Here is a 25724-nt window from a genome sequence, read left to right on the forward strand (position 1 = left end):
GCCGGGTGGCACCCGGCTTTCTTTTGATCCTGCCGAGCGCTACGTCCCGCTCGGAGACTGGGTGACGCTCGCGGAGTGGACCGGGTCTGTCTTTGCCGGCCCGACGCGGACCACGGTCACTGTGTAGACGACACCGTTGATCTTGACGTGGTCACCGTGGTCCAGCAGATCCTTCTTGGCGGCGTTCAGCACCTCCGGCGGTGCCGGAACGGACGTACCCGTTAGCGCCGTGCCCTCTTGATGCCACTTCCGTTTGAGCTGAAAATCCGCAACGACCGTCGTGGCCGCTGGACCGGACGGCGCCCGAGGAGCCGGGGCGGCGGCCGCCTGGGGGCCCGGGGCGGCGGCCGCTTGGGGGCCCGGGGCGGCGGCCGCTTGGGGACCCGGGGCGGCGGCCGCTTGGGGACCGCGGGCAGGCTCGATCCCCAAACGGCGGGCGATCTTCGCCAGCTGCGAAGCGAGGAAGGCATGACCACTGTCGCCGTCTGGCGCGATCGTCTTGACGACTCCCCGGCTCGTCTTGCCCTCGGCCTCGCGGATGACAGCGGTGCAGAAGACCGTGTAACCGCCGGCGGCGCAGTTCTTCAGCTTGACTTCTTGCCCGATCCAGGAGTCAGTGGATCCCGTGGATTCGCGGGCGATCAATTCTTCCAGGCATATCCGGGTGATATCGGGAAGGGTGTCGCGGACCCTGCCCGTCGCCGTGCTGAAATCCATTTTCGGTGGCCAGAAGTTGTTGACCGCCTTGGCTTGGCCGAAGTCGAAGTGCCGGTAGGTGTGGCGTTGGCAAATATGGTGGACGGCCGCCTCGTCGACGGTCAGCGTCAGGGAGAATCCCCCGGCCGAGGTGGCTGTCTGTTTGGCGACGGGCTTATCGCTCGACGCGTACCCCTGGATATCCTCCGGCTTCTCCCGGTCTTGGTGAAACAGCATCGCACCGCCTTTGCTGCCCGGCCACCAGCGCAGCCCTTTGCGGTGGTGTTGCTTGGTTTTCTTGTCGTGCTTCCACTGCTCTTTTTTTGGAGCGGTCAGGACGCCGTCGAGCCCCGCGTGCGCTGATTGGGCCGCTCGAAGGTGTCCGGTCATCTCTCGCCAGTCATCGTCGTGGACGACGGGCTGAGCTTTCAGCCGGAAGTAGACGTCCTCGAGCTTCTTCAGATGAGCGGACACCTGATCCAGTTTTCGCTGCTGAGGCCGGTCCGGGTCCGGTTCGGTGTCGGCGTCGAAGCCGATCCCCGGGTCGCCGACCGGGCTCGGCGGTCCCACCGACAGGTTGACCGCCATGTTCCACAGGAGTTTGTAGGGGTTACCGGCCGCCTCCCCGACCACCTCGGGGCCGGCGACGTCACAGCACGCCTCCCAGAACTCCCGGGCACCGGCACGCCCCGGAGTGCCGGCCGAGGCGTTGTAAGAGAGCACGAGTCGCAGGCCGTCGTCATCGACGATGCCGCTCAGCGTCTCCTTGGAAATCTTGTGGTGCAGCGCACCGGGTCCCCAGGAGGGGTCGGGCAGCGTCATCAGCCTCTTCTGCTTGGCGATCGACTTGACCGTCCAATTGATCTTGTCGGCCTTGCTGGTCGCGGCGCTCGTCGGTGGTGGGTGACGCTGGACGCTCAGGCCAGCCGGTGCCGATGCCGCCGCGACAGCCGGCGTGGTGCCGAGGAGGCTCGACACGGCCCGGTTTCCCACACCGCGTTGAAGGGCGACGACCACCTTACGGTCCAGCGGCGAAATCTGCGCTGCCGGAACCGGGGAACTGGCTTTCTTTCGCGCCCCACCCTGCCCGGCCCGCGCCCCGGACTCAGCGGGGCGATCGGTCACGCGCGGAAATCGGTCCACCCTGTCATGCTCAGCCACCGGCTACCCCGATGGCACGACCGGTTGGCCGGAAACGAGGGCAGAGATATCAGCCCGCCAGGACACGGCAGCGTTGAGGAAGAATACCCGAAATGAGATCTAGCAGCCGCCGGTAGCGCGCTGGATCTTCACCGGGTGCGCCGGTGCCCCATCGAGCGGCCCGTTCGGATCGGTCGGGATGATCCCGTCCGCCACCATCCGGTCGATCGCGGACATCCCCCGGATGACCCGCCCCATCACCGAATAATGAGCCGGGATGTTCGCGAACGAGTGCACGATGAAGAACTCCGACCCGTTCGTCCCCGGCCCCTGGTTCCCCATGGCGATCGTCCCGCGCGGATAAGTCTCGGTGCCCGTGACCTCGTCCGGGAACTTGTACCCCGGCCCGCCCTTCTCGACCTCGTAGATGTCCCCGCACTGGAGGACCCCGAGGCGAGCGGAGTTGGACAGTCGCCAGCACTGCGACCGGTCGTAGAACCGCTGCAGGACCAGCGAGACCATGTTGTGCACCGCGCACGGCGCAGCCCCGGCGCGGTCCAGCCGCACGGTCACCGGCCCGTAGTTGAAGCGGAACGTCACATCGACCGTTCCGCGGGTCAACGCCACAGAAGAGGGACGCACCACCGGACGGGCCGCCGGGTTCGACGGCGTCGGCGTGAACTCGCACCGGACCAGCGGCACCGAAGCCGAGGCCGGAGAGGCAGGCACCACCAGGGCACCCAGCACAGCGAGCAGAGCCAGTCCCCAGCGCAGCTTCATGCCGGGGACGTTAGCGAATGACGAATTACTTGCGCCAGGCCGTGCGCTGCTTGCGGATGTCCAGCACCAGCAGCAGGACGAGGAACGCCGCCAAGCCGACCAGCCAGACGTTCTCGGTGTTGTTCTCGTGGTTGCCCTTGATCATCACCAGCAGGATGATCGCGCTGACCCAGCCGGCGATGCGGGTGGCCTTCGGGAACGAGCCGTGCCAGCCCCAGGCCGCGGACGGCTCGTCGCGCGGGTCGACCTCGGGCCGCCTCTTCTCGACCGCCTTGCCTGCCACGATGAACTCCTCAAACCCCGTGAACCTCGGACCCGCCGATGATCCCACACCTCCGGGTGCGCCGCGGAGACGCCCCGCGCGACAATGACCGGCGATGACTACCTCGCGAAGCGTTCTCGTGCTCGGCTCGACCGGGTCCATCGGCGTGCAGGCCCTCGACGTCGCCGCGCGCAACCCGCACCTGTTCCGGGTGGCCGGGATCGCCGCGGGCGGGGCCGATCCGGCCGCGCTCGCCGCGCAGGCGATCGCCCACGGTGTCGACGCCGTCGCCGTGACCAAGGCCACGGCCGCCGAAGACGTCCAGCTCGCGCTGTACGCCGAGGCCCAGAAGCGCGGGTACGCCCGAGGCGACTTCAAGCTCCCGAGGCTCTTCGCGGGCTCCGACGCCGTCACCGAGCTGATCGACGCCGTTCCCGTCGACACCGTCCTCAACGCCCTGCCGGGCTCCCGCGGCCTCGAGCCGACGCTCAAAGCACTCGCCACCGGCGCCACCCTGGCCCTGGCCAACAAGGAGTCGCTCATCGCCGGCGGGCCGCTCGTGCTCGCCGCCGCCAAGCCCGGGCAGCTCGTGCCGGTCGACTCCGAGCACTCCGCGATCGCGCAGGCGTTGCGGGCCGGGAAGGACAGCGAAGTCGCCCGGCTCGTGCTCACCGCCTCCGGCGGCCCGTTCCGCGGCCGCAAGCGCGCGGAGCTGGCCGGCGTCACCGTCGAGCAGGCGATGGCGCACCCGACCTGGTCCATGGGTCCGCTCATCACGATCAACTCCGCCACCCTGGTCAACAAGGGCCTGGAGCTGATCGAGGCGGCCCTGCTGTTCGACATCGCGCCGGAGAAGATCGACGTCACCGTGCACCCGCAGTCGATCGTGCACTCAATGGTGACCTTCGCCGACGGCTCGACGATCGCCCAGGCCAGCCCGCCCGACATGCGGCTGCCGATCGCGCTCGCGCTGCACTGGCCCGATCGGGTGCCCGGCGCCGCCGCCGCGTGCACCTGGGACACGGCCGCGACCTGGACGTTCGAGCCGCTGGACGACGAGGCCTTCCCGGCCGTGGAGCTGGCCCGCCACTGCGGCGGCGTCGGCGGCTGCCTGCCCGCGGTCTACAACGCCGCGAACGAGGAGGTCGTGGCGGCGTTCCTGGCGCAGAACACCAGCTTCACGTCGATAGTGGACACTGTTTCCGAGGTGGTGGGAGCCGCCGACGAATGGCGTCGCGAACCACGCGACGTCGAGGACGTTCTCGCGGCCGAGCGCTGGGCTCGTGCGCGGGCCGGTTCGATCATCGAGGGGAAGTAGCGGGTGCTCGCCTACATCATCGGTGTGGTGCTCTTCGCGCTGGGGATCTGTGTCTCGGTCGCACTGCACGAGGCCGGCCACATGTTCACCGCGAAGGCCTTCGGCATGAAGGTCCGCCGGTACTTCGTGGGCTTCGGGCCCACGGTGTTCTCGTGGCGCCGCGGCGAGACCGAGTACGGCCTGAAGTGGATCCCGCTCGGCGGGTTCTGCGACATCGCCGGCATGACCGCGCTCGACGAGGTGACCCCGGACGAGGCGCCGCGCGCGATGTGGCGGTTCAAGACCTGGAAGCGCACCGTCGTGATGTCGGCCGGGTCGATCACCCACTTCATCCTCGGGTTCGTGGTCCTCTACCTGATGGCCGTGACCATGGGCCTGCCGAACCTCAACGCCGGCCCGACCGTTCCGGTGCTGGACTCGACCTCCTGCGCCCGCCCGACGCTGTCGAAGGAACAGGCCGAGGCCCAGGCCAACGCCCCCTGCCCGAAGGAGGCCCTGACCCCGGCGGCGACGGCGGGGCTGCGGCCCGGCGACCGGGTGCTCGCCGTCGGCGGCAAGCCGGTGGCGACCTGGGACGAGATGCTCACCGCCGTGCAGGCCACCAGCGGCAAGACGGTGTTCGAGGTGCAGCGCGGCACCCAGCAGCTGTGGCTCGTCGTCGACGTGCCGAAGGTGCCCCGCTGGAACGGCGAGAACGTCAAGGAGGTCGGCATGATCGGCGCCTCCCCGAAGATGGAACCGCCGACCGTCCAGTACGGCCCGGTCGCCGCGGTCGGCGCCACGGTCAGCTTCACCGGCACGATGTTCGCCGAGACGGCGCAGCGGCTCGTGCAGTTCCCCGAGCGCATCCCGGCCGTCGTCACCGCGATCTTCGGCGGCGAACGCGACAAGGACACCCCGGTCAGCGTCGTCGGCGCCAGCCGGATCGGCGGCGAGGCCGTCGAGCGGGGCATCTGGGTGCTGTTCTTCTTCCTGCTGGCCAGCCTGAACTTCTTCATCGGCGTGTTCAACCTGCTGCCGCTGCTGCCGCTGGACGGCGGACACATCGCGGTCGTCTGGTACGAGCGCGTCCGCGACTGGATCCGCGCCCGGCGGGGCAAGGCGGCCGGCGGCCCGGTGGACTATACGAGGCTGTCCGGGATCACGATGGTCTTGGTGCTCATCGGCGGTGCGGTGACGCTACTCACAGTGACCGCGGACATCGTCAATCCGATCCGGCTGCAGTAGCGACGGGCCACGGAGGGGTTCCCGCCCCTCTCTTGTGCCTCATACCCGCCGTAACGCTGCTCACCGTGACGGTTGACATGGTGAAGGTGGCCCAGTAGGGGTAGGTACGCTGGAAGCCGTGACCGTCGCACTCGGTATGCCCGCCCTGCCCCCGCCCGTCCTGTCCGAGCGCCGCAAGACCCGCCAGCTCCAGGTGGGTCCGGTCGGTGTCGGCAGCGACCACCCGATCTCCGTCCAGTCGATGACGACGACGCTCACCTCCGACGTCAACGCGACCCTGCAGCAGATCGCCGAGCTGACCGCCGCGGGCTGCGACATCGTCCGCGTGGCGTGCCCGTCGGCCGACGACGCCGAGGCGTTGCCCGCGATCGCGAAGAAGTCGCAGATCCCGGTGATCGCCGACATCCACTTCCAGCCGAAGTACGTCTTCGCGGCGATCGAGGCCGGCTGCGCGGCGGTGCGCGTCAACCCGGGCAACATCCGGAAGTTCGACGACCAGGTCAAGGAGATCGCGCAGGCCGCGAAGGACCACGGCACGCCGATCCGGATCGGCGTCAACGCCGGCTCGCTCGACAAGCGGATCATGGACAAGTACGGCAAGGCCACCCCGGAGGCGCTCGCGGAGTCGGCGCTGTGGGAGGCGTCGCTGTTCGCCGAGCACGACTTCCACGACATCAAGATCTCGGTGAAGCACAACGACCCGGTGGTCATGGTGCGCGCCTACGAGCTCCTCGCCGAGCAGTGCGACTACCCGCTGCACCTCGGCGTCACCGAGGCCGGCCCGGCGTTCCAGGGCACGATCAAGTCGGCCGTCGCGTTCGGCGCGCTGCTGCGCCAGGGCATCGGCGACACGATCCGCGTTTCGCTGTCCGCGCCGCCGGTCGAAGAGGTCAAGGTCGGCATCCAGATCCTGCAGTCGCTGAACCTCAGGCAGCGCAAGCTGGAGATCGTGTCGTGCCCGTCGTGCGGGCGCGCGCAGGTCGACGTCTACACGCTCGCCGAGCAGGTCACGGCCGGGCTCGAGGGCATGGAGATCCCGCTGCGCGTGGCCGTCATGGGCTGCGTCGTGAACGGCCCCGGCGAGGCCCGCGAGGCCGACCTGGGCGTGGCGTCGGGCAACGGCAAGGGTCAGATCTTCGTCAAGGGCGAGGTCATCAAGACCGTGCCGGAGCACGCGATCGTCGAGACGCTCATCGAAGAGGCCATGCGCATCGCCGAAGAGGCGGGCGAGTCGCTGGGTGAGGGCGCGCCGGTGGTCACCGCCGGCTGAATTCGCTGCCGCTGAAGCCCTCCTCACCCTCGGGCGAGGAGGGCTTCAGCGTGTCGTCAGCCCTGTAGGTGGTGCTGGGCGGCGTCCCGGATCTGCAGGCGGACGTTCTCCAGCGCGGCCGCGACCTCGTCGATCTGCTGCGAAGCGAGCTGGATGGCGCCCTGGATGGCGGTCGCCGTGGACGTCTCGCCGAGCAGGCCGAGCACCTGGGCCTGGAGGTCTTCGAGGTCGCTCTTCGTGGCGAGCGCGATGCCGGTCGGCACCTGGTCGGCGAGCAGCTCCAGCTGCTGCGCCTGCTCCTGGATCGTCATCGGGTGGTTCCTTCCGCGGTGGGGACGCACCGTCCGTGTTATCAGACGCGGAAACTGTCGGTGGTGACGATTAGCCTGAATCCATGAGCGTGACCTGGGCCGTTCGCGAGCCGCACCCCGTGGTGCGGCCCCTGGTCACGCGCTATGTCGGGTACGCGCAGGAGGACGTCACGCTGGCCGTCCACCGCGGCCTGCCGTCCCGGCATGTGACGCTCGTCATCAGTCTCGCCGGGCCGGTGAGGATGGGCGGGCAGAGCTTCCAGGCCCTGGTCGGCGGGCTCCACACGCGTGCGGTGCTGATCCGGCAGGACCGCGTGCAGGAGGGCCTCCAGCTGGATCTCGACCCGCTGGGCGTGCGGACGCTGTTCGGCGTGACCGCGGCCGAGCTGAGCGGCGAGGTGGCCGACCTCGCCGGCTTCGGCCTCGGCTGGTTGCCGGAGAGGCTGCGGGAGCTGCCGTGGCGCGAGCGGTTCGCGCTGCTGGACGACGTCCTGGCCGCCCGGGCCGTCGAGCCGGTGGCGCCGCCGCCCGAGCTGGGGGAGGCGTGGCGCCGGATGCGGGGCGCGGATGGCCGGGTGCGCGTGGCGGACCTGGCGGACGAGGTCGGCTGGAGCCGTCGCCACCTGGGCGAGCGCTTCCGCACGGAGCTGGGGCTGGCCCCGAAGCAGGCGGCGCGGGTGCTGCGGTTCGAGCGGGCCGGGCGGCTGCTGCGGCGCGGGCACACGGACCTGGCGGCGCTGGCGGCCGAGTGCGGGTTCTACGACCAGGCGCACCTGACCAACGAGTGGCGCGCGCTGGCCGGCTGCACGCCGGGGACGTGGATCGCCGAGGAGCTCCCGTTCCTCCAAGACCAGGAGGCGGAGGTGGCGCGAAGCTGAGGAGCATGACTCCTGAACCGAACGTCTGGCCCGCCCTCCGGTACGACGACGCCCCGGCCGCGGTCCGCTTCCTCGTCGACGTCCTGGGCTTCACCGAGGCCCTGGTGGTGCCCGAGGGCGAGCTGATCGCGCACGCCGAGCTGCGCTGGCCCGAGGGGGGTGCGGTGATGCTGGGCAGCGTCCGCCCGCCGGACGGCGTCCACGACGCGATGAAGCCGGGCGCCTCCGCGGTGTACGTCGTGTCGGACAAGGTGGACGAGATCTACGCCCGCGTGAAGGACGCGGGCGTAGAGATCACGGCCGAGCTGACCGACACCGACTACGGCTCGCACACGTTCAGCCTGCGCGACGCGGAAGGCAACTCCTGGACGATCGGCAGCTACCGCGGCGCGGCCTGACCAGGCGTGCCGCCGCGCGGGCTGGGAATCACCTGCGCGGCCCCGATCCGGGTCGTGAGTGGTAAGGCGGGTTCTAACCCTCCTTACCACTCACGACCGGCGTGGGGCTGGTGGGCGCGACCGGCGTGGGGCCGCCGGCTACTGCACCGGACGCTCGAAGGTGACCAGCAAGCCGTCGACCCCGCCGGGCCCGACCCGGCCCTTCACCTCGGTGGCGGTGATCGCCTTCAGCTGCCACCCGTCGCCGGCGTGGTCGTTCAGCAGTTTCTCCAGCTTGGCCCCCGACATCTTGCCGCCGACCAGCTTCTCCCGGACCTCGACCACCTTGTACGTGTACCGCTGCATGCCCCCGATTCTGCCCGGGAAGCCCGGCCGGGGTGTTCATCTCACCGTGTCGACGGCCTCGCGTTCCGTTTACCGGCCGAATCTGGCACCCTGGAGCCCGTGTTGCGGCTTGCAGGTGCACGGCTGCTCGATGATCGGGACTATCCGGCGGTCCGTGCCGCGCTGGCCGCGGACCCGGTGGGCAGCTGCATGGTCAGCGCCCGGGTCGAGGCGGCCGGTCTCGACCCGTGGCGGCTCGGTGGTGAGCTCTGGGCCGCCGACAGCCGTCCGGTCCGGGCCGGACGGCTCCAAGGGCTGTGCTTTTCCGGGCCCAACCTCATCCCGCTCCGCGGCAACGCGCCCGCGTTGCGCTCCTTCGCCGACCGCGCACTGAGAAGGCAACGCACCTGCTCCTCGCTCGTCGGCCCGGCCGAGCAGGTCCTCGGCCTGTGGGACGAGCTCGAAGGCGAGTGGGGCCCCGCCCGCGAGGTCCGCGGCGACCAGCCGCTGATGGCCCTGGACAGCACCCCGCTCGTCGCCGCCGATCCGCTGGTCCGGCCCGTCCGGCCCGACGAACTCGAGCGGTACCTGCCCGCCGCCGTCTCGATGTTCATCGAGGAGGTCGGCGTCGACCCGCGCAGCGGCGACGGCGGTGCCAGCTACCGCGCCCGGGTCACCGAGCTGATCGGGGCCGGCCGCGCGTTCGCCCGCTTCGAGGACGGCGAAGTCGTCTTCAAGGCCGAGATCGGCGCCATGTCGGCCACCGTCGGGCAGATCCAGGGGGTCTGGGTGCACCCCGACCGCCGCGGCGACGGGCTCGGCACGGCCGGCACCGCCGCGGTGGTGAACCGGCTCGTCCGCGGCCTGGGCCGCACCGCCAGCCTCTACGTCAACGCCTTCAACACCCCCGCCCTCGCGGCCTACCGCAAGATCGGCTTCGAACAGGTCGGCCAGTACGCGACGGTGCTGTTCTAACCACTCTTCCGTGGCGGTGTTTCGCTGGCCGTCGCACCGCTCTGACCAGGCATCATCCGCCCATGAGCGCACGTCGACACCGTGCTCTCGCGGTGCTGCTGCTGCTCGTCGCCGCGACCACGGCCGGGTGCTCGGGCGACGGTCCCGAGGACGCCCTCTCCGCCTTCCTGGACGCCGTCGCGTCCGGGGACGTCGCGGCCGCGGCGGCGAACACCGACTCGCCCGAAGCCGCGAAGACCGTGCTGAGCCAGGTGCGCGGGGTGCTCGAGCCCGAAGCGCTCGACGTCGACGACGAAGAGGTGAAGCAGCCGGACGGCGACGTCGTGTCGGCCGGCTACCGGCTCACCTGGCACCTGCCGCACGGGCGCACCTGGTCCTACCGCGCCGACGCCCAGCTGCGGGCGGCCGAGAACGGCTGGCAGGTGCACTGGCAGCCGACGGTCGTGCACCCCCAGCTGGCCGTCGGGCAGACCCTCGGCCTGCTGCCGCAGCTGCCCGAGACCGCGCCGGTCCTCGACCGCGACGGCGTGGCGCTGATGCGCCCGCAGACCGTGATCGGCGTGGTCGTCGACCCGCAGAAGACCGGCGACGCGAACGCCGTCGCCGGGACGCTGGCCAAGGCGCTGCACCGGTACGAGCCCTCGGTCACCGGCCGGTCGGTGCTGGACGGGATGAGCAAGACCAAGCCCGGCGACGCCTACCCGGTGATCACCCTGCGGGCCGGCGACTACCAGCGGGTCAAGCCGGCGATCTACGACCTGCCCGGCGTCCGTTTCGCCAGCCAGGAGCGGCTGCTGCCGGTGACGCGCGGGTCCGGGCAGCAGGTCCTGCCCGGCATCCGCGCGCTGGTCGAACAGCAGCTGGCCGGGGCGGCGGGCTGGCGGATCGTCACCCGTGACGTCACCGGCGGCGAGGCCGCGGAGCTCAAGGCCGAGCCGCCGCGGCCCGCGCCCGCCGTCACCAGCACGCTCAGCGCGAAGATCCAGGCCGCCGCCGAGAAGGCCCTCGAACCGGAGCCGTACTCCGCCGCGCTCGTGGCGATCCAGCCCTCGAGCGGAGACATCCTGGCCGTGGCGCAGAACGACGCCGCCGACGAGGAAGGCTCGCTGGCGCTGTCCGGGCGCTACCCGCCGGGGTCGACGTTCAAGATCGTCACGGCGGCGGCCGCGCTGTCGGCGGGGGAGGCCGAGGCGGGCAGCCCGGTCGACTGCCCGGGGACCACGACGATCGAAAACCGGGTCGTGCCGAACGAAGGCCGCTTCGACCTGGGCCGGGTGCCGCTGAAGACGGCGTTCGCGCGGTCCTGCAACACGACCTTCGCCCGGCTCGCCGCCGGCCTCGGCGGGTCGTCGCTCACCGACACGGCCCGGTCCTTCGGCCTCGGCGCCGACTTCGTCGTCCCGGGCCTGACCACGGTCACCGGCGACGTCCCGGCCAGCGACTCCGCCGTCCAGCGAGCGGAAAACGGCTTCGGCCAGGGCCGGGTGCTGACCAGCCCGTTCGGCATGGCGCTGGTCGCGGCCACGGTGCAGGCCGGGAAGGTACCGTCGCCGTCGATCGTCAAGGGCCTGCCGGCGACGACGAAGAACGTCGGTGATCCGCCGTCGCCGGAGGTCCTCGACGCGCTGCGCGGGATGATGCGGGAAGTCGTCACCACCGGCACCGCGACCGGGCTGCGGGACATCCCCGACGTGGCGGGCAAGACCGGCACCGCCCAGTTCGGCGACGGCTCCCACTCGCACGGGTGGTTCGTCGGCTACCGCGGCGACCTGGCGTTCGCCGTGCTCCTCACCGACGCCGGGTCGTCCAAACCGGCGGTGCAGGCCGCCCACCGGTTCCTGGCGGGGATCGGCTGAGCGGACCGTCGTAAGGTGGGGGCATGTCCGTTCGTGCCCCGCTCGTTCCCGGCGTCCAGACGCCGCGCCGTGACGTCCCCAGTTCCATCGCCCGTCCCGAGTACGTGGACAAGCCGGCGCCGAAGCGGGACACCGGCAACGGCGTGCGCACGCCCGAGGTGATCGAGGCGATGCGGGTAGCGAGCCGCATCGCGGCCCAGGCGCTGGAGGAAGGCGGCAAGGCCGTCAAGCCGGGCGCCACCACGGACGACATCGACAAGGTGGTGCACGAGTTCCTGCTCGACCACCACGCCTACCCCTCGACGCTGGGCTACCGCCGCTTCCCGAAGTCGTGCTGCACCTCGCTCAACGAGGTGATCTGCCACGGCATCCCGGACTCGACGGTGATCGAGGACGGCGACATCTGCAACATCGACGTCACCGCCTACATCGGCGGCGTCCACGGCGACACGAACGCGACGTTCCTGGCCGGCGACGTCTCCGAGGAGGCCCGCCTGCTGGTGGAGCGCACCCGCGAGGCGACCATGCGGGCGATCAAGGCGGTCCGCCCGGGCCGTCAGCTCAACGTGATCGGCCGGGTCATCGAGTCCTACGCCAAGCGCTTCGGCTACGGCGTGGTCCGCGACTTCACCGGCCACGGCGTCGGCCCGGCGTTCCACACGCCGCCGACGATCCTGCACTACGAAGAGCCCTCCGTCGACACGGTCATCGAGGAGGGCATGACCTTCACGATCGAGCCGATGATCACCCTGGGCACCATCGACTACGACATCTGGGCCGACGACTGGACCGTCACCACGAAGGACAAGAAGTGGACGGCCCAGTTCGAGCACACCCTCGTGGTGACGGCCGACGGCAGCGAGATCCTCACCCTGCCCTGAGTCAGTGGCTGGTGGCCTTCTTGTAGCAGCGCACCGAAAGCGGCACGAAGATCGCCAGCAGCAGCGCGATCCACAGCACCGAGGCGAGCACGGCGTGCTGCATCGGCCAGGCGGCGTGCACCGGCATCGCCGCGCTCGTGTTGCCGAACAGCTCCCGTGACGCCTGGGTGATCGCCGAGACCGGGTTCCAGTCGGCGATCACCCGCAGCGGGGTGGGCAGGCGGCCGCTGTCGACGAAGGTGTTGGCCAGGAACGTGAGCGGGAAGATCGCCACGCTCGAGACGTTGTTGAACACCTCGGGCTTGCGCACGGCCAGGCCGAGCGTGCCCATCACCCACGACAGCGCGTAGGCGAAAGCCAGCAGCAGGAGCACCCCGCCGAGGGCCTCGAAGACGCCGGTGTGGATGCGCCAGCCGACCAGCAGGCCGACCAGGCCCATGATCAGCAGGCTCGTCACGTTGAGGATCAGATCCGCCGTGGTGCGGCCGATCAGCACCGCGGCCGGGGACATCGGCAGGGACCGGAACCGGTCGATGATGCCCTTCTGCAGGTCGTCGGTCAGCCCGTAGCCGGTGACGATGCTGCCCATCGCCACGGCGAGGACGAAGATCCCCGGGAGCATGAACTCGCGGTAGGACATCCCGGGGATGTCGATCACGCTGCCGAACACGTAGCCGAAGAGCAGCACGAACATCACCGGCATGAACACGATGGACCCGAGCAGGTCCAGCGACCGGACGATCTTGATCGAGTTGCGCTTGGCGACGGTCACGCCGTCGGTGACGGCCATCTGCACCGCGTTCATCACACGGCCTCCTTCGCGGGTTCGGCCGTCTCGTGGCCGGTCAGGGTGAGGAAAACGTCGTCGAGGGTGGGACGGCGGACACCGACGTCGCGGACGTCGACGCCTTCGGCGGCCAGCAGCGCCAGGGCTTCGGTAAGCGCTTTCGCGCCGTGGGTCACGGGGACGGTGAGCCGGAACGCCTCGGCCTGCGGCTCGCCGCTGGCCAGCCGGGTCAGGGCGCGGCGGGCCACGAGCACGTCGTCGTGGGTGCCGACGGTCAGCTCGATCCGCTCGCCGCCCACCAGGTCCTTGAGCTCGTCGGCGGTTCCGCGGGCGATCACGCGACCGTGGTCGACGACGGCGATGCTGTCGGCCAGCCGGTCGGCTTCTTCCAGGTACTGCGTGGTCAGCAGCAGCGTGGTGCCGCCCGCGACCAGTTCGGTGATGACGTCCCACAGCTCGGTGCGGGCTCGCGGGTCGAGCCCGGTGGTGGGCTCGTCGAGGAACAGCACCGGCGGGTTGGCGACGAGCGCGCCCGCCAGGTCGAGGCGGCGCCGCATGCCGCCGGAGTAGCCCTTCACCGGGCGGTCGGCGGCGTCTTCCAGGCTGAACCGGGCGAGCAGCTCCCGGCCGCGGGCCTTGGCCCGCTTGGTGCCCAGGTGGTAGAGCCGGCCGACCATCTCGAGGTTCTCGGCCCCGGTCAGTTCCTGGTCGACGGCGGCGTACTGCCCCGAGGCGCCGATGTGCGAGCGCAGCTCGTGCGCGTCCTTCACGACGTCGAACCCGGCGACGGTCGCGTGACCCGCGTCCGGCTTCTGCAGCGTCGTGAGGATCTGGACGGTGGTGGTCTTCCCGGCGCCGTTCGGCCCCAGCACCCCCAGCACCGTGCCTTCCGGAACGGCCAGTGTCATTCCGTCGAGCGCGGTGACCTTCCCGTACTTCTTGACCAATCCCTCGGCCACGATGGCGTCCGGCATGGATTTCCCCTGTCTTCGGTGTGTGTGTGTTCAGGCCCGGCGGATGACGATGTCGCCGGTGTAGGTGTGGGCCTTGACTTCGACGGTCTCGGTGGTGTCGCCCGGTCCGTCGGACGGCGTGAGCGTGTTGCGCACGGACCCGGTCAGCGAGTTCAGCTCCAGCCACGCGGCACTGCCGTCGCGGATGCCGACCTCGATCTCGCCGACCGCGGTCTCGAGGACGACCCGGTCGCGCACGACCTCGCCGAGCCGGATGTCCCCGGACGCGGTCTTGGCGTGCACGCCCGCGTGGGCCAGGTCGACGACGATGTCGCCGTTGGCGGTGTTGACGCGCAGGTCGCCGGTCACTTCGCCGACCCGGGTCTCGCCGTTGGAGTTCTTCAGCACGGCGGTGCCGTCGATTTCGCGGATCCGCAGCTCGCCGGAGCCGGTGCCGACCTCGGCGTGCCCGGTGGCGCGCTCGACGGTGACGTCGCCGGTCGCGGTGCTCGCCTCGAGCCGGGTGGTTTCGTCGAGGTGGATGTCGCCGACGGAGGTTTTGAAGCGGCTCGGGCCCACCCGGCCGGCGACGCGGAAGTCGCCCATCGCGGCGGTACCGGTGATCTGTGAGCCCGACGGCAGCTCGATCGTCACGTGCAGGGCGCCGCTCTTGCCCCAGAGCTTCGTGACGTACTTCGGGCCCTTGACCAGCAGTTCACCGCCGGCGAACTCGACGCGGGTCTTCGCGACGGCCTTGACGTCTTCGTTGTCGGCCGGGTCGGCCGGGATGACCTCGACGGTCGTTTCCGCGCGGTCACCGGCCACGATCCGGACGTCGGCGATGCTCACGTCGATCGTGGCCGCGATCGGCTCGGGGGTGGGGAAAACAGGCATGGCTGCGCCCTCCTGGGGTGCTGCTAAAGTGTTTTGGCCGGTCAGAGGAGGCGGGTCAGCGAACCCAGCCGGTGTACTTCTCGCCGAAAACGGAACGGCGGTGCGGGGGGCGGCTCGCGTCGGCGCCGAGTGCGGTGTTCGCGGCCCGGACGAGCCAGGCGTTGATGGAGAGCCGGTCGCGGCTCGCGGCCTCCTCGATCCGCTGCTTCAGCTGGTCGGGAAGCCGGAGGTTGATCCGGGAGACGGCACCGTCGTCGGCCTCGGGCGGCGGCGGGGCTTCCGCCGGAGCCGGTTCGGGCGCCGTGGGCACGGAGACCGCGAACTCCGCTTCGCGACGGCGAAGGCGCACTTCGACGGAGCCGGGAGCGAGATCCCGGGTGATCTCGTCGGCCGCGGCCGACAGCGCGTCGAGCAAGGTGAGCCGGATGGCGGACTCCAGCGGGGAGGCCAACCGCTCGGCCAGGGTGACAGCGTCCTCGCCGGCCGCCTCGGCGGCTACCGCGAACTCGCGGCGGAGGCTGTCCACGAAGGGTGTCAGGTCCATGGCACTAATGTGGCACCACGGTGGTGCCACGACAACCCTGAAATGGCACCCTTAGGGGTCATCGATGAGTGAAACCGCAGGTCAAGCGGATTCGATGCGCTCCAGGAGCTCGTCGAGGAACCCGCAGGCCTCGGCGGCCGCGCGGTCCGGGTCGCGGTCGGCGATGGCTTCGGCGAGACCTTCGTGACCGATTTCCGGCACGTGGTCCGCGCCCGGCGCGATGCTGGCCGTGGTCGCGATGCTGGCCGCGATGACCTCCGTCAGCCCGCGGTAGAGCTCGGTCAGCAGCCGGTTGTGCCCGGCGGCGACCACCGCGCAGTGGAACTCGGCGTCCGTGCGGGCGAAGTCCTGCCAGCGGCCGGCCCGCAGGTCGGTCTCGCGGCGGACGAGCAGAGCGCGCAGGTCGGCGACTTCTTCCTCGGTCCGCTCGGCGGCGGCGAGCCGCGCGCCTTCGACCTCCAGGGTGCGCCGGACCTGCAGCACTTCCCGCAGTTCCGAGCCGCAGAGCCGGCGGATCGCGCCGGAGACCTCGCTGGTCGCGCGGACGTAGGTGCCGTCGCCCTGCCGGACTTCGAGGAGCCCGGTGTGCGCGAGCGCGCGGACGGCTTCGCGGACGGTGTTGCGCCCGACGCCGAGCTGCTCGACGAGCTCGGCCTCGGTGGGGATGCGTTCGCCGATCGGCCATTCGCCCTGCGTGACCGCGGTCCGCAGCTGCTCGATGACCTGGTCGACGAGGCCGGCCCGGCGCGTGGTGGCCAGAGGCACAGGATTATCCCTTCATCCAATCATCCTACGTATGCGATAGTAGCGGGCATGCGCGTCGAACACCGTGAACCCGAACTGGACGCCGCCGTCGAGGTCCGGGCGCCGGGGGTGGTCGCCGCCGGGGCGCTGCTCGCGGTCGCGGTGGTGCTCACCGCCCTCAACCTGCGTCCGGCCATCACCGGCGTCGGGCCGATGCTCGCCGAAATGCGCCAGGACCTGGGTGTTTCGGTCGTCTGGGCCGGCGTGCTCACGACGTTGCCGACACTCTGCTTCGCCGGCGCGGGGCTGGCCGCGCCGCTGCTCGCGCGCCGGGCCGGGATCGGCGCCGCCATCGCGCTCGCGCTGGCCGCCCTCGCCGCCGGGCTCCTGCTGCGCGTGCTCGACGGCCCGGCCGTGGTGCTCGGCGGCACCCTCGTCGCCACCGCCGGGATCGCCCTGATCAACGTGCTCATCCCGGTCGTCATCAAGGACTCCTTCCCGGCCCGCATCGGCGTGCTGACCGGCGTCTACACCGCCGCGCTGCAGGGCGGCGGCGCCCTCGGCTCGGCCGTCACCCCGCGACTCGGCGACACGCTCGGCGGCTGGCGCCCGGCCCTGGGCAGCTGGGCGGTGCTCGCCGTCGTCGCGCTGCTGGCCTGGATCTTCGCAGCCCGCGGCACCGGCCGGGCCCCGCGGCCCGCCGACGGCGCCGGAAGCGGTCGTTCGCTGCTGCGCAACCGGCTGGCCTGGATCGTCACGGCGTACTTCGGCCTGCAGGCCTTCTACGCCTACGCCGCCATGGGCTGGTTCCCGCAGGTGCTGATGGACGCGGGCGTGCCGCGCGACGACGCCGGGCTGCTGTTCGGCCTGGTCTCGCTGATCGCCGTGCCGATCAGCCTCGTCGTCGCGCCGATGGCGGCCCGGCGGCGCGGCCAGAGCCCGTGGATCGTGGGCCTGAGCGTGTTCGGCGTCGCCGGGACCATCGGGCTGATGCTCGCGCCGTCGTGGTCACCGCTGCTGTGGAGCATCCTGGTCGGGCTCGGGATGAGCACGTTCTCCCTGGCCTTGACCGTGATCGCGCTGCGCGCGCGGACCGGCGCGGACACCGCCCGGCTGTCCGGGATGGCGCAGGGCTTCGGCTACCTGTTCGCCGCGCTCGGGCCGTTCCTGTTCGGCCTGCTGCACGACCTCGCGCACGGCTGGGCCGTGCCGCTGGCCATGCTGCTCGGCCTCCTCGGCGTCCAGATCGTGTTCGGCGCCCTCGCCGGCCGCCACCGCTTCGTCTGAGCGGGCCTCAGTCCAGGGGCAGGTTGAGCAGCGCGTTCTCGATCAGCTCCGGCATGGCCGGGTGGATCCAGTACTGGCCGCGCGCCATGCTCCGCGCGTCGAGGCCGAAGCTCATCGCCTGGATGAGCGGCTGGATCACCGACGACGCCTGCGGGCCGATGATGTGCGCGCCGAGCAGCTGCCCGGTCGCCGGGTCGGCCAGGAGTTTCGCGAAGCCCGTGGTGTCCTCCATGGCCCAGCCGTAGGCGATCCCGGCGTAGTCCTGCTTCGAGACCACATAGGACACGCCGAGCTCCTGCGCCTTCTGCTCGGTGAGCCCGACCGAGGCCACCTGCGGGTGCGTGAACACCGCGTGCGGCACGAACCGGTGATCCGCGGTGATCCGCTCGTCCGGGTGCAGGAGGTTGTGCTGCACCACGCGGGCTTCGTGGTTCGCGACGTGCTTGAGCTCGTGCGGCGACGACAGGTCGCCGAGGGCGTAGATGCCCTCGACCGCCGTCTGCTGGTAATCGTCGACCACGACGTGCCCACTGTCCATTGTGGTCACTCCGGTGGCGGCGACGTCCAGCAGGTCCGAGTTAGGACGACGGCCGGTGGCGATCAGCAGCACGCCGCCCTCGACGGTTTCGGCGCCCTGCGGCCCCTCGAGGTCCAGCGCGACGCCGCGTTCCGTCTTGCGCGCCCGCACGGTCTTGCGGTCGAGGCGGACGTCGAACCGCTCGGTCGCCAGCTCGGTGAAGCGCGCGCTGACGTCCTCGTCCTCCGAGCGCAGCAGCCGCCCGGACCGGTTGACCAGCGTGACCTGCACACCGAAGGACCCGAAGACGTGCGCGAACTCGGCCGCGATGTAGCCGCCGCCCAGGATGACGATCCGCTCGGGCAGCTCGTCGAGCCGCATCACCGTGTCGGACGTGTAGTACTCGACGTCGTCCAGGCCCGGGATCTCCGGGATGACCGGACGTCCGCCCGCGGCCAGCACGAACCGGTCGGCGGTCAGCACCTCGTCGGGGCGCCCGTCGGTGAAGCTGACGCGCAGCTCCTTGTGGCCGGTGAAGCGGCCCGCGCCCTCGTAGACGTCGACGTTCGCGTTGTCCTCGTGGCTGCGGCGGTACTCCGCGCCGCCCTCGGCGATCGGGTCGATCCGCCCGAAAATGCGGTCACGGATGTCGCGCCAGCGCACGCCGTTCAGCTCTTCGTCGACGCCGTACTTGGCGCTGTGCGAAGGCGTGTACGCCACGTCGGCGGCGTACACGAACATCTTGGTCGGGATGCAGCCCACGTTGAGGCAGGTGCCGCCGAAGGTGCCCTTCTCCACGATCGCCGTCTTCTTGCCGGCGAAACCGGGGCCGAGGATGGAGTTCCCCGATCCCGTCCCGACGATCACCAGGTCGTAGTGGGGCACTGCATCCTCCGCGGGGTCCGGTTCCGGTCGTTTCACCCTAGCCAACCGTGCCCGAGAACCGCGTGTTCCCTGTTGTGCTTAACGTCGTATTACGTGGTCAGTGGCCGGTCGCGGTGAAGTGCATCCGATCCTTCGGGCTGGTCCAGGTGCCGCCCCAGCTCCAGCCGATCGCCGCGAACGCGCGCACGGTCGCGTCGCCGGCCTGCACCATGCCGGGCCGCTCGCGCGCGCGGTCGACGTACGCCGAGGCCAGCTCGGGCAGCACGAGGTCGCCCTGGGTGTAGGGGTTGCAGAACGGGTTGACGTCCACGGCGAGCCCGGAGGCGTGCGCCGACCAGGTCGTCTGCCCGCGGGCCGGGCGGCAGACGAACGCGCTGGTCGCGTTGCCGTCCCCGGTCGGCGGCGCGGTGAGCTCGGCCGGGGCGGTCACGCGCATCTCCTCGAGCGGGAAGCGCGCGGCGAACAGCTGCCCGAAGACCTTCGTGATGCCCGCCGCGCCCCGGGCGTTCACCAGCATTTCCCCGGTGTGCGCACGGCCGTCGAAGCCCCAGAAGGACATCGTCAGGTAGCGGAGGTCGCTCGCCTTGACGGGGCAGGCGGGCTGCCACGTGCTGCGCGCGAGGACGTCGGCGGGCACGGCGCTGATCGTCGAGGCGTAGGCGTTCCCCGCGGGCGGCGGCAGGAGGTCTTTTGTCGGAAGTGCCCGATTCACCAGTTCGGGTGGAGTCGGCTCGACCTCGCCGAAGCCGTCCGGACGGCGGGGGAGCGGCCGGGCACCCACCCGCCAGGGGGCGGCGGGTGCGCTCGACGCCGTCACCGGTGCGGCCGTGGTGCTCGCCGCGCTCGTTGTGCTCGTTGTGCTCGCCGGGCTCGGCGAAGGCGATGGCGCAGGTGAGGGCGGTGGTTCCGCGGAGCACGCGCTCATGGCGAGGGCCAGTGCTGCGCACGCCGCCGCCCTTCGCCACATCCGGTCAGCTTGGCAGAAGCGCGCCGAACGCGGAGACCACCCGTTCCAGTGACGCCGTTTTGGGCCCCCTCGGCTTAGGGTATTGAGCGCACGTCGTTCACGCACCGGAGTTGTCCGGGTGCCGAGTGCTCAGCTCCGTGCTGCGTCGAAAAGGGGAAGTCCCATGTCCGTGAAGTCCCGCCGATCCCTGCTGTTCGTGAGCGGCGCGCTCCTCGCGGTCGCCGCGGTCGCCGTCCCGGTCGTGGTGGGCACGGCGGCGGCGGACCCGGCTTCGGCCAACCAGCCGCGGATCGTCGGCGGCGAGAAGGCTTCGCTGTCGGACCACCCGTATGCGGTGTACCTGACCGACGCGGGCGGCAACCAGTTCTGCGGCGCGGTGATCGTCAGCTCCACGGCGGTCGCGACGGCGGCGCACTGCGCGAAGGCGGTGGCGAAGCAGGACATCCGCGTGGTGGCCGGCCGCGAGGACAAGCGCACGACCGACGGCCAGGTCCTCGGCGTCTCGAAGGTCTGGGTCGGCCAGGGCTACAGCGACCCGACGAAGGGCACCGACATCGCGGTGCTGACCGTCCGCGGCCAGTTCGACTACCGGCCCGCGAAGCTGCCCGACAGCGGTGACGCGGGGCTGTACGCGAAGGGCACCCAGGCGACCGTGCTCGGCTGGGGCCGTATCGCCGACGGCGGCGCCCGGTCCGACTACCTGCGCAGCGCCGAGGTCCCGCTGGTCTCGGACACCGAATGCAAAGCCGACTACAGCGTCTACGACCAGCGGACCATGGTGTGCGCGGGCTACGCCGAGGGCGGCGTCGACGCCTGCCAGGGCGACTCCGGCGGCCCGCTCGTGGTCGGCGACACGCTGATCGGCATCGTCTCCTTCGGTGACGGCTGCGCGAAGGCCAACAAGCCGGGCGTGTACACGCGCGTCTCCACGTATTCCGACGACATCAAGGCCCAGGCCAAGCCCCGCCTCCTCGGCTGAGCGTGCTAAGCAGGGGTATGCCGACCCTGCACGACGCCACCGGTCCCGAGCTGACCGCCGCCGAGCTCCACGACATCCTGCGCCTGCGCGTCGACGTGTTCGTCGTGGAGCAGAAGGCCGCGTACCCGGAGCTCGACGGCCGTGACCTGCTCCCGGACACCCGCCACCTGTGGTTCGAGGACGGCGGCGCGGTCCTGGCGTACCTGCGCGTCCTGCTCGACCCGGGCGGCATCCGCCGCATCGGCCGCGTGGTGACGGCGGCCCCCGCCCGCGGCGCCGGCCTCGCGGCCCGCCTGATGGACGCGGCCCTGACCATCCCGGGCGAGTACGTCCTCGACGCCCAAACGTACGTCCAGGGCTTCTACGCCCGCTACGGCTTCGTCGCGGAAGGCCAGGAGTACCTCGACGACGACGGAATCCCCCACATCAAGATGCGCCGCCGCCCGTGATGCCCCCGCAGACACGCGTGATGCCCCGCCAATCACGCGAGATGCCCGTCCAATCACGCGAGTCCTGCCTGGGATCACGCGAGTTCAGCTGATCGCGCCCCGCGGGGCCGTCGCGGTGATCACCTTCACCGCCCGGTCCACATCGGACTCCGTGAGGTCGGCCCGCGCGGTCAGCCGCAGCCGCGAGATCCCGTCCGGCACCGACGGCGGCCGGAAGCACCCGACCCGGATGCCCTGCTCGGCGCACGCCGCGGCCCACGCCACCGCCGTCTCCGCGGACGGCGCCTGAACCGAGATCACGGCGGCGTCCGGCACGCTCGCCTTCAACCCGTTCGCCTTCAACGACATCGCCAGGTTGCCCGCGTTCTCGACCACCTTCGCCGCGAGCCCCGGCTCCTCCTTCAGCGCGTGCAACGCCGCCAGCGCCGCTGCAGCGCTCGCGGGCGCCAGCGCGGTGTCGAAGATGAAGCTCCGCGCGGTGTCGACCAGGTGCTTGATCACGCGACGCGGCCCCACCACCGCGCCGCCTTGCGCACCGAGGGACTTCGACAGCGTCAACGTCGTGACGACGTCGGGCGCGCCCGACAGTCCGGCCGCGTGGACGGCGCCGCGGCCGCCTTCGCCCAGGACGCCGAAGCCGTGTGCGTCGTCCACCAGCAGCGCCGCGCCGTGCGCCCGGCAGATCCCGGCCAGCTCCTCGAGCGGCGCGAGGTCGCCGTCGACCGAGAACACCGAGTCCGTCACCACCAGCGCCCGCGGCTTGCGCCGGGTCGCCAGCGCGTGCTTGATCGCCGACGGCGTCGAGTGCGCGACCGCGGCGACGTCGGCGCGCGACAGCCGGCAGCCTTCGATCAGCGACGCGTGGATGTACTTGTCGGTGACGATCGCCGACTCCGACCCGGACAACGCCGTCACCGCACCGAGGTTCGCGGCGAAGCCGGAGGAGAACACGAGCGCCGCCTGCGCGCCGCAGAACCGGGCGAGCTCCAGCTCCAGCTCGGTGTGCAGCTCGGTCGATCCGGTGACCAGCCGCGACCCGGTCGACCCGGCGCCCCAGCGCAACGCGGCGGCCGCCGCGGCCCCGGCGACGCGCTTGTCGCGGGCCAGCCCGAGGTAGTCGTTGCCGGCCAGGTCCAGTTCGTCGGCCTGGGCGGGACGCGGCCGCAGCTGCCGCACGAGTCCCGCGTTCGCCCGCTTCTCCGCCTCGGCGTCGAGCCAGTCGAAAACCTCGTCGGGCGGGGGCGTCGGCGGCGTAGTCACGTCCCGCAGTCTCCCATCCGGCCCACGCGCCACCGCCAAGCGGGCCCGGAAACGCCGGAAGCCCCGGACCGCGTGGTCCGGGGCTTCCGAAGGAGAAACTCAGCTGTCGTAGCCGCGACGCGGGCCACGGCTGGGACGGCCGTAGCCACCGGCGTTGCCCGAACGGGGCTGACGGCCGCGGCTGCCGAAGCCGCCGGGACGGCCTTCGCGGTCTCCGCCGCGGTAACCACCGCGGTCGCCGCCACGCTCGCCACCGCGGTCACGGTCGCCGTAGCTGCGCTCGCCGCGGTAAGAACCGCCGCGCTCGCCGCCCCGGCTACCGCCGAAGCCGCGGTCACCGCGGAAGCCGCCGCCGCGGCGCGGGTTCTCGCGCCGCCGCTCGACGACCGGCTCGCCGCTGGGCTCCTGGGCACCGGTGATGCGGGACAGCTCGGCGTCGCCCGGGCGGACCGTCGTCGACTCCGCGCGCACGCCGGCGCGGTCGGTCAGCCGGCGGACCATCCGGCGCTGGTCGTGCGTCGCCAGCGTGACGACCACACCGGACGCCCCGGCGCGCGCGGTCCGGCCGGCGCGGTGCAGGTAGTCCTTGTGGTCGGCGGCCGGGTCCACGTGCAGCACCAGCGAGATGTCGTCGACGTGGATGCCGCGCGCGGCGACGTCCGTGGCGACCAGCACCGGGGTGTGGCCGTCCTTGAAGTCGGCGAGGACGCGGTTGCGCTGCCCCTGCGTCTTGCCGCCGTGCAGCGCCGCCGCGTGCACGCCCTGCTCGCGCAGCCGCTCGGTGAGGCGGTCGACGTGGTGCTTCGTGCGCACGAACATGATCGTGCGGCCTTCGCGGGCGCCGATCTGCGTGATGACGTCCTGCTTGTCCTGGTGGGAGACCTGGAGCACGTGGTGGTCCATGGTCGTCACGCTGGCGGTCGACGGCGCGACCGAGTGCGTGACCGGGTCGGTCAGGTACTGCCTGACCAGGCGGTTGACGTCACCGTCGAGGGTCGCCGAGAACAGCAGCCGCTGGCCACCCGGCGGCGTGAGGTCCATGATCTCGCGGACCTGCGGCATGAAGCCCATGTCCGCCATCTGGTCGGCCTCGTCGAGGGCGATGAAGTTGCAGTCGCCCAGGTGCGCGGTGCCCTGCCGGACGTGGTCCGACAGCCGGCCCGGCGTGGCGATCAGCAGGTCGACACCGCGGGAGAGCGCGTCCGCCTGGCGGGCGAAGGCCATCCCGCCGACGGCCGTGCGGCACCACAGGCCGAGGGCCTTGGCCAGCGGGGTCAGCGAGTCGGCGACCTGCATGGCCAGCTCGCGGGTCGGGACCAGGATCAGCGCGCGGGGGCGCTTCGGGCGGGCCTTGCCGCCGTCGAGCCGGGCCAGCATGGCCAGGCCGAAGGCGAGGGTCTTGCCGGAGCCGGTCTGGGCGCGGCCCAGCACGTCGCGGCCGGCCAGCGCGTCCGGGATGGTCGCGGACTGGATCGGGAAGGGGCTGTTGATGCCCGCGTCGGCCAGGGCGCGGAGCAGCGGCTCCGGCAGGCCCAGCTGGGCGAAGGTCTTGGTGGCCACGAGCTCGACTGCGTCGTCGCGCAGCATGTCTCCGCCGGCCGGGCGGGTGCGCGGCTTGCGGTCGGGACGGTCCGCGTGCGCGGACGTCGAGGAAGGGCCGGAGTTGAACGTGACGGTCACAAATGCCTCTCGGACGTGGTTCGTCGCAAGGGAGGCCCGGGCAGCCCGCGCGCAGGCAGGGCAAGATGTGTGCGATGGGCGTTCACAGGGACGGACCCGGCACACCGTGTCATCGCTTGCCGACACTGCGCGCCGCTGGGATTACTTCGGATCACCGCGAGCCATTGCTTGGCTCTGGAGGCGACGGACACCAACTCATCCACGCCGCCGGTTGCGGTCTGTGCTTACTGTACCCGAACCGGAGCCAGGACTACTCATCGAGGTCACCGGTTGTGGGCGGCGTCGCAGCCGTGGTCCGCACCACAGCCGCGACGCCGCTGCGGATTCACGTCAAACCGGCCGCCGAAACGAGCTCGGCCAGCAGTTCTTCCGTGTTCGTGACGTGCTCGCCGAGGCCGCGGCCGTGGAACCAGCCGGCCAGGTTGCGCACGTCCCGCGCCAGGAATTCGACGCCGCCGGGGTTGGCCACCACGTCGACGACCTGCGGCAGGTCGATCACCATCAGCCTGCCCCGGTGCACCAGCAGGTTGTACGCCGAGAGGTCGCCGTGCGCGAGCCCCTGGGAGGCGAGCAGCTCGAGCGCGGCGGTGGCCTGGAACCACAGGTCCTTCAGCTCGCCGGGGTCCGGGCGGACCTGGGCCAGCCGGGGCGCGGCCGTGCCGTCTTCCTCGCCGAGGAACTCGAGCAGCAGTTCCGTCCCCTCGCGCTGCACCGGGTAGGGCACCGGCGCACCGAGTGTCCACAGGCGACTCAGCGCGGCGAACTCCGCGACCGCCCACTGTTCGGCGATGAGGTTGCGGCCGAACGCGCTGCGCTGCGCCATCGCCCGCATCTCGCGCGACCGGCGCATCCGCCGGCCTTCGAGGTAGCCCGCGTCGCGGTGGAACAGCTTGTGCTCGTCGCTGCGGTAGCGCTTCGCGGCGAGGAGCACGCCCGGCGTGCCGGGCAGCCCGCGTCGCAGGAGGTGGACGTCGGCCTCCTTGCCGGTCTTGAGGACGCCGAGGTCGGTGTCGACCGCGGCGAGCTCGGTGACGACCCACTCCGGCCGGGGCGACGGGCCGTGTTCGGCGTCGTCCCAGGTGGACCACCGGTCGGCACCATCGGGTAGCTGGTTTTCGGTGTAGGCGTCGTCGCGCAGTTTCGTGAGGCGGACGCGTTCGGCTTCGGTCAGCCGTCCGCTGCGCGTGGGTTCCGGTTCGTCGAACCGCCCGCGGCGGCGGGTCCGTGCCTGGCGGCGCGTGGGCTGGTCGTCGTAAAGGTCTTCGTAGTCGTGCTGACGCACTGGTGGGTTTCTCCTCGATCAGGGATGCCCCACCGGGCGCGTGGTCAGCCTCGGGGGGCGGGTGGGTGAGGGCGCGAAAGGGCCCGGACAGTCATCACTTCAGGCACCTCCCGTTCTCACCGCACCGGCTCCCTGCCGGGTGGGCACAGGATGCCGGACCTCTCCGGCGCCGCGCAACCG

The 25724-nt window shown here is 71.3% G+C and carries 26 protein-coding genes; 11 read left to right on the forward strand and 15 right to left on the reverse strand.

Going from position 1 to position 25724, the window contains the following annotated elements; genetic code table 11:
- Positions 1 to 39: 39 nt before the first annotated feature.
- The 3 genes from IE317_RS31570 to IE317_RS31580 all read right to left on the reverse strand — a co-directional run bounded on the left by IE317_RS31570 (position 40) and on the right by IE317_RS31580 (position 2899).
- A complete protein-coding gene (locus IE317_RS31570) occupies positions 40 to 1839 on the reverse strand; it encodes a hypothetical protein (protein ID WP_191315014.1) in 1800 nt (599 codons plus the stop codon).
- A 117-nt stretch (positions 1840 to 1956) separates the two neighbouring features.
- Positions 1957 to 2616, reverse strand: a complete 660-nt coding sequence (locus IE317_RS31575; RefSeq protein WP_191315015.1) for a peptidylprolyl isomerase — start codon at positions 2614 to 2616, stop codon at positions 1957 to 1959.
- A 25-nt stretch (positions 2617 to 2641) separates the two neighbouring features.
- Entirely contained in the window at positions 2642 to 2899 is a 258-nt protein-coding gene (locus tag IE317_RS31580) for a DUF2631 domain-containing protein (RefSeq protein ID WP_043786955.1), read from the reverse strand.
- A 94-nt stretch (positions 2900 to 2993) separates the two neighbouring features.
- On the opposite strand from IE317_RS31580, the gene dxr reads away from it, so the two are divergent.
- The 3 genes from dxr to ispG all read left to right on the forward strand — a co-directional run bounded on the left by dxr (position 2994) and on the right by ispG (position 6693).
- Complete coding sequence (dxr, locus tag IE317_RS31585; RefSeq protein WP_191315016.1) at positions 2994 to 4196, forward strand: 1-deoxy-D-xylulose-5-phosphate reductoisomerase; 1203 nt, start codon at positions 2994 to 2996, stop codon at positions 4194 to 4196.
- Between the two features lie 3 nt (positions 4197 to 4199).
- Positions 4200 to 5423, forward strand: a complete 1224-nt coding sequence (locus IE317_RS31590; protein ID WP_191315017.1) for a M50 family metallopeptidase — start codon at positions 4200 to 4202, stop codon at positions 5421 to 5423.
- Positions 5424 to 5541: 118 nt separating this feature from the next.
- Complete coding sequence (gene ispG / locus IE317_RS31595; RefSeq protein ID WP_191315018.1) at positions 5542 to 6693, forward strand: flavodoxin-dependent (E)-4-hydroxy-3-methylbut-2-enyl-diphosphate synthase; 1152 nt, start codon at positions 5542 to 5544, stop codon at positions 6691 to 6693.
- Positions 6694 to 6749: 56 nt separating this feature from the next.
- Here ispG and IE317_RS31600 read toward each other — a convergent pair whose 3' ends face one another.
- On the reverse strand, positions 6750 to 7004 hold the full coding sequence (locus IE317_RS31600; protein WP_003057586.1) for a hypothetical protein: 255 nt from the start codon (positions 7002 to 7004) through the stop codon (positions 6750 to 6752).
- 83 nt (positions 7005 to 7087) lie between these two features.
- On the opposite strand from IE317_RS31600, the gene IE317_RS31605 reads away from it, so the two are divergent.
- Entirely contained in the window at positions 7088 to 7882 is a 795-nt protein-coding gene (locus tag IE317_RS31605; protein ID WP_191315019.1) for a helix-turn-helix domain-containing protein, read from the forward strand.
- Positions 7883 to 7887: 5 nt separating this feature from the next.
- The gene (locus IE317_RS31610) at positions 7888 to 8280 is read left to right on the forward strand and encodes a VOC family protein (RefSeq protein ID WP_191315020.1); all 393 of its coding nucleotides are present in this window, start codon (positions 7888 to 7890) and stop codon (positions 8278 to 8280) included.
- A gap of 138 nt (positions 8281 to 8418) precedes the next feature.
- On the opposite strand, the gene IE317_RS31615 is transcribed toward IE317_RS31610, so the two are convergent.
- Positions 8419 to 8625, reverse strand: a complete 207-nt coding sequence (locus IE317_RS31615; protein WP_191315021.1) for a DUF4177 domain-containing protein — start codon at positions 8623 to 8625, stop codon at positions 8419 to 8421.
- 99 nt (positions 8626 to 8724) lie between these two features.
- Here IE317_RS31615 and IE317_RS31620 point away from each other — a divergent pair, with 99 nt between their 5' ends.
- From IE317_RS31620 to map, 3 genes are all read left to right on the forward strand, one after another.
- Positions 8725 to 9579, forward strand: a complete 855-nt coding sequence (locus tag IE317_RS31620; RefSeq protein WP_191315022.1) for a GNAT family N-acetyltransferase — start codon at positions 8725 to 8727, stop codon at positions 9577 to 9579.
- 62 nt (positions 9580 to 9641) lie between these two features.
- The gene (locus IE317_RS31625; RefSeq protein WP_191315023.1) at positions 9642 to 11435 is read left to right on the forward strand and encodes a penicillin-binding transpeptidase domain-containing protein; all 1794 of its coding nucleotides are present in this window, start codon (positions 9642 to 9644) and stop codon (positions 11433 to 11435) included.
- A 23-nt stretch (positions 11436 to 11458) separates the two neighbouring features.
- Entirely contained in the window at positions 11459 to 12316 is an 858-nt protein-coding gene (gene map / locus IE317_RS31630) for a type I methionyl aminopeptidase (RefSeq protein WP_191315024.1), read from the forward strand.
- Between the two features lies 1 nt (position 12317).
- On the opposite strand, the gene IE317_RS31635 is transcribed toward map, so the two are convergent.
- The 5 genes from IE317_RS31635 to IE317_RS31655 all read right to left on the reverse strand — a co-directional run bounded on the left by IE317_RS31635 (position 12318) and on the right by IE317_RS31655 (position 16259).
- Entirely contained in the window at positions 12318 to 13121 is an 804-nt protein-coding gene (locus IE317_RS31635) for an ABC transporter permease (RefSeq protein WP_191315025.1), read from the reverse strand.
- Complete coding sequence (locus IE317_RS31640; RefSeq protein WP_191315026.1) at positions 13121 to 14077, reverse strand: ATP-binding cassette domain-containing protein; 957 nt, start codon at positions 14075 to 14077, stop codon at positions 13121 to 13123. Before IE317_RS31640 ends, IE317_RS31635 begins: the two co-directional genes overlap by 1 nt.
- Positions 14078 to 14107: 30 nt before the next feature.
- Entirely contained in the window at positions 14108 to 14950 is an 843-nt protein-coding gene (locus IE317_RS31645; protein ID WP_191315027.1) for a DUF4097 family beta strand repeat-containing protein, read from the reverse strand.
- 55 nt (positions 14951 to 15005) lie between these two features.
- Complete coding sequence (locus IE317_RS31650) at positions 15006 to 15494, reverse strand: hypothetical protein (RefSeq protein ID WP_191315028.1); 489 nt, start codon at positions 15492 to 15494, stop codon at positions 15006 to 15008.
- Positions 15495 to 15575: 81 nt separating this feature from the next.
- Positions 15576 to 16259, reverse strand: a complete 684-nt coding sequence (locus IE317_RS31655) for a FadR/GntR family transcriptional regulator (protein ID WP_191315029.1) — start codon at positions 16257 to 16259, stop codon at positions 15576 to 15578.
- Positions 16260 to 16307: 48 nt separating this feature from the next.
- On the opposite strand from IE317_RS31655, the gene IE317_RS31660 reads away from it, so the two are divergent.
- Positions 16308 to 17525: a CynX/NimT family MFS transporter gene (locus tag IE317_RS31660; protein ID WP_191315030.1), complete on the forward strand. Its 1218-nt coding sequence runs from the start codon at positions 16308 to 16310 to the stop codon at positions 17523 to 17525.
- Positions 17526 to 17532: 7 nt separating this feature from the next.
- On the opposite strand, the gene IE317_RS31665 is transcribed toward IE317_RS31660, so the two are convergent.
- Positions 17533 to 18927: a mycothione reductase gene (locus IE317_RS31665; RefSeq protein WP_191315031.1), complete on the reverse strand. Its 1395-nt coding sequence runs from the start codon at positions 18925 to 18927 to the stop codon at positions 17533 to 17535.
- Positions 18928 to 19024: 97 nt separating this feature from the next.
- On the reverse strand, positions 19025 to 19744 hold the full coding sequence (locus tag IE317_RS31670) for a M15 family metallopeptidase (RefSeq protein ID WP_373309174.1): 720 nt from the start codon (positions 19742 to 19744) through the stop codon (positions 19025 to 19027).
- Positions 19745 to 20057: 313 nt separating this feature from the next.
- Between IE317_RS31670 and IE317_RS31675 the strand changes: the two genes are divergently transcribed.
- The gene (locus IE317_RS31675; protein WP_191315032.1) at positions 20058 to 20873 is read left to right on the forward strand and encodes a S1 family peptidase; all 816 of its coding nucleotides are present in this window, start codon (positions 20058 to 20060) and stop codon (positions 20871 to 20873) included.
- 17 nt (positions 20874 to 20890) lie between these two features.
- The gene (locus tag IE317_RS31680; protein WP_191315033.1) at positions 20891 to 21322 is read left to right on the forward strand and encodes a GNAT family N-acetyltransferase; all 432 of its coding nucleotides are present in this window, start codon (positions 20891 to 20893) and stop codon (positions 21320 to 21322) included.
- A gap of 84 nt (positions 21323 to 21406) precedes the next feature.
- On the opposite strand, the gene IE317_RS31685 is transcribed toward IE317_RS31680, so the two are convergent.
- The 3 genes from IE317_RS31685 to IE317_RS31695 form a co-directional block, all read right to left on the reverse strand.
- Complete coding sequence (locus IE317_RS31685; protein WP_191315034.1) at positions 21407 to 22582, reverse strand: 8-amino-7-oxononanoate synthase; 1176 nt, start codon at positions 22580 to 22582, stop codon at positions 21407 to 21409.
- 99 nt (positions 22583 to 22681) lie between these two features.
- On the reverse strand, positions 22682 to 24262 hold the full coding sequence (locus IE317_RS31690; RefSeq protein ID WP_191315035.1) for a DEAD/DEAH box helicase: 1581 nt from the start codon (positions 24260 to 24262) through the stop codon (positions 22682 to 22684).
- 325 nt (positions 24263 to 24587) lie between these two features.
- Positions 24588 to 25544 carry an RIO1 family regulatory kinase/ATPase domain-containing protein gene (locus IE317_RS31695; protein ID WP_191315036.1) on the reverse strand — a complete coding sequence of 319 codons (957 nt, stop codon included), beginning with the start codon at positions 25542 to 25544 and terminating at the stop codon, positions 24588 to 24590.
- Positions 25545 to 25724 lie beyond the last annotated feature (180 nt).

This window comes from Amycolatopsis bullii (assembly GCF_014654205.1).
Classification (GTDB): domain Bacteria; phylum Actinomycetota; class Actinomycetes; order Mycobacteriales; family Pseudonocardiaceae; genus Amycolatopsis; species Amycolatopsis plumensis.

What these genes read in the sequence shown, in the direction of transcription:
- IE317_RS31635 (WP_191315025.1), bottom strand. Translation starts at nt 13,121, where the DNA reads ATGAACGCGGTGCAGATGGCCGTCACCGACGGCGTGACCGTCGCCAAG.
- IE317_RS31615 (WP_191315021.1), bottom strand. Translation starts at nt 8,625, where the DNA reads ATGCAGCGGTACACGTACAAGGTGGTCGAGGTCCGGGAGAAGCTGGTC.
- IE317_RS31575 (WP_191315015.1), bottom strand. Translation starts at nt 2,616, where the DNA reads ATGAAGCTGCGCTGGGGACTGGCTCTGCTCGCTGTGCTGGGTGCCCTG.
- IE317_RS31680 (WP_191315033.1), top strand. Translation starts at nt 20,891, where the DNA reads ATGCCGACCCTGCACGACGCCACCGGTCCCGAGCTGACCGCCGCCGAG.
- IE317_RS31645 (WP_191315027.1), bottom strand. Translation starts at nt 14,950, where the DNA reads ATGCCTGTTTTCCCCACCCCCGAGCCGATCGCGGCCACGATCGACGTG.
- IE317_RS31610 (WP_191315020.1), top strand. Translation starts at nt 7,888, where the DNA reads ATGACTCCTGAACCGAACGTCTGGCCCGCCCTCCGGTACGACGACGCC.
- IE317_RS31605 (WP_191315019.1), top strand. Translation starts at nt 7,088, where the DNA reads ATGAGCGTGACCTGGGCCGTTCGCGAGCCGCACCCCGTGGTGCGGCCC.
- IE317_RS31625 (WP_191315023.1), top strand. Translation starts at nt 9,642, where the DNA reads ATGAGCGCACGTCGACACCGTGCTCTCGCGGTGCTGCTGCTGCTCGTC.
- IE317_RS31675 (WP_191315032.1), top strand. Translation starts at nt 20,058, where the DNA reads ATGTCCGTGAAGTCCCGCCGATCCCTGCTGTTCGTGAGCGGCGCGCTC.
- IE317_RS31660 (WP_191315030.1), top strand. Translation starts at nt 16,308, where the DNA reads ATGCGCGTCGAACACCGTGAACCCGAACTGGACGCCGCCGTCGAGGTC.
- IE317_RS31600 (WP_003057586.1), bottom strand. Translation starts at nt 7,004, where the DNA reads ATGACGATCCAGGAGCAGGCGCAGCAGCTGGAGCTGCTCGCCGACCAG.
- IE317_RS31640 (WP_191315026.1), bottom strand. Translation starts at nt 14,077, where the DNA reads ATGCCGGACGCCATCGTGGCCGAGGGATTGGTCAAGAAGTACGGGAAG.
- dxr (WP_191315016.1), top strand. Translation starts at nt 2,994, where the DNA reads ATGACTACCTCGCGAAGCGTTCTCGTGCTCGGCTCGACCGGGTCCATC.
- map (WP_191315024.1), top strand. Translation starts at nt 11,459, where the DNA reads ATGTCCGTTCGTGCCCCGCTCGTTCCCGGCGTCCAGACGCCGCGCCGT.
- IE317_RS31650 (WP_191315028.1), bottom strand. Translation starts at nt 15,494, where the DNA reads ATGGACCTGACACCCTTCGTGGACAGCCTCCGCCGCGAGTTCGCGGTA.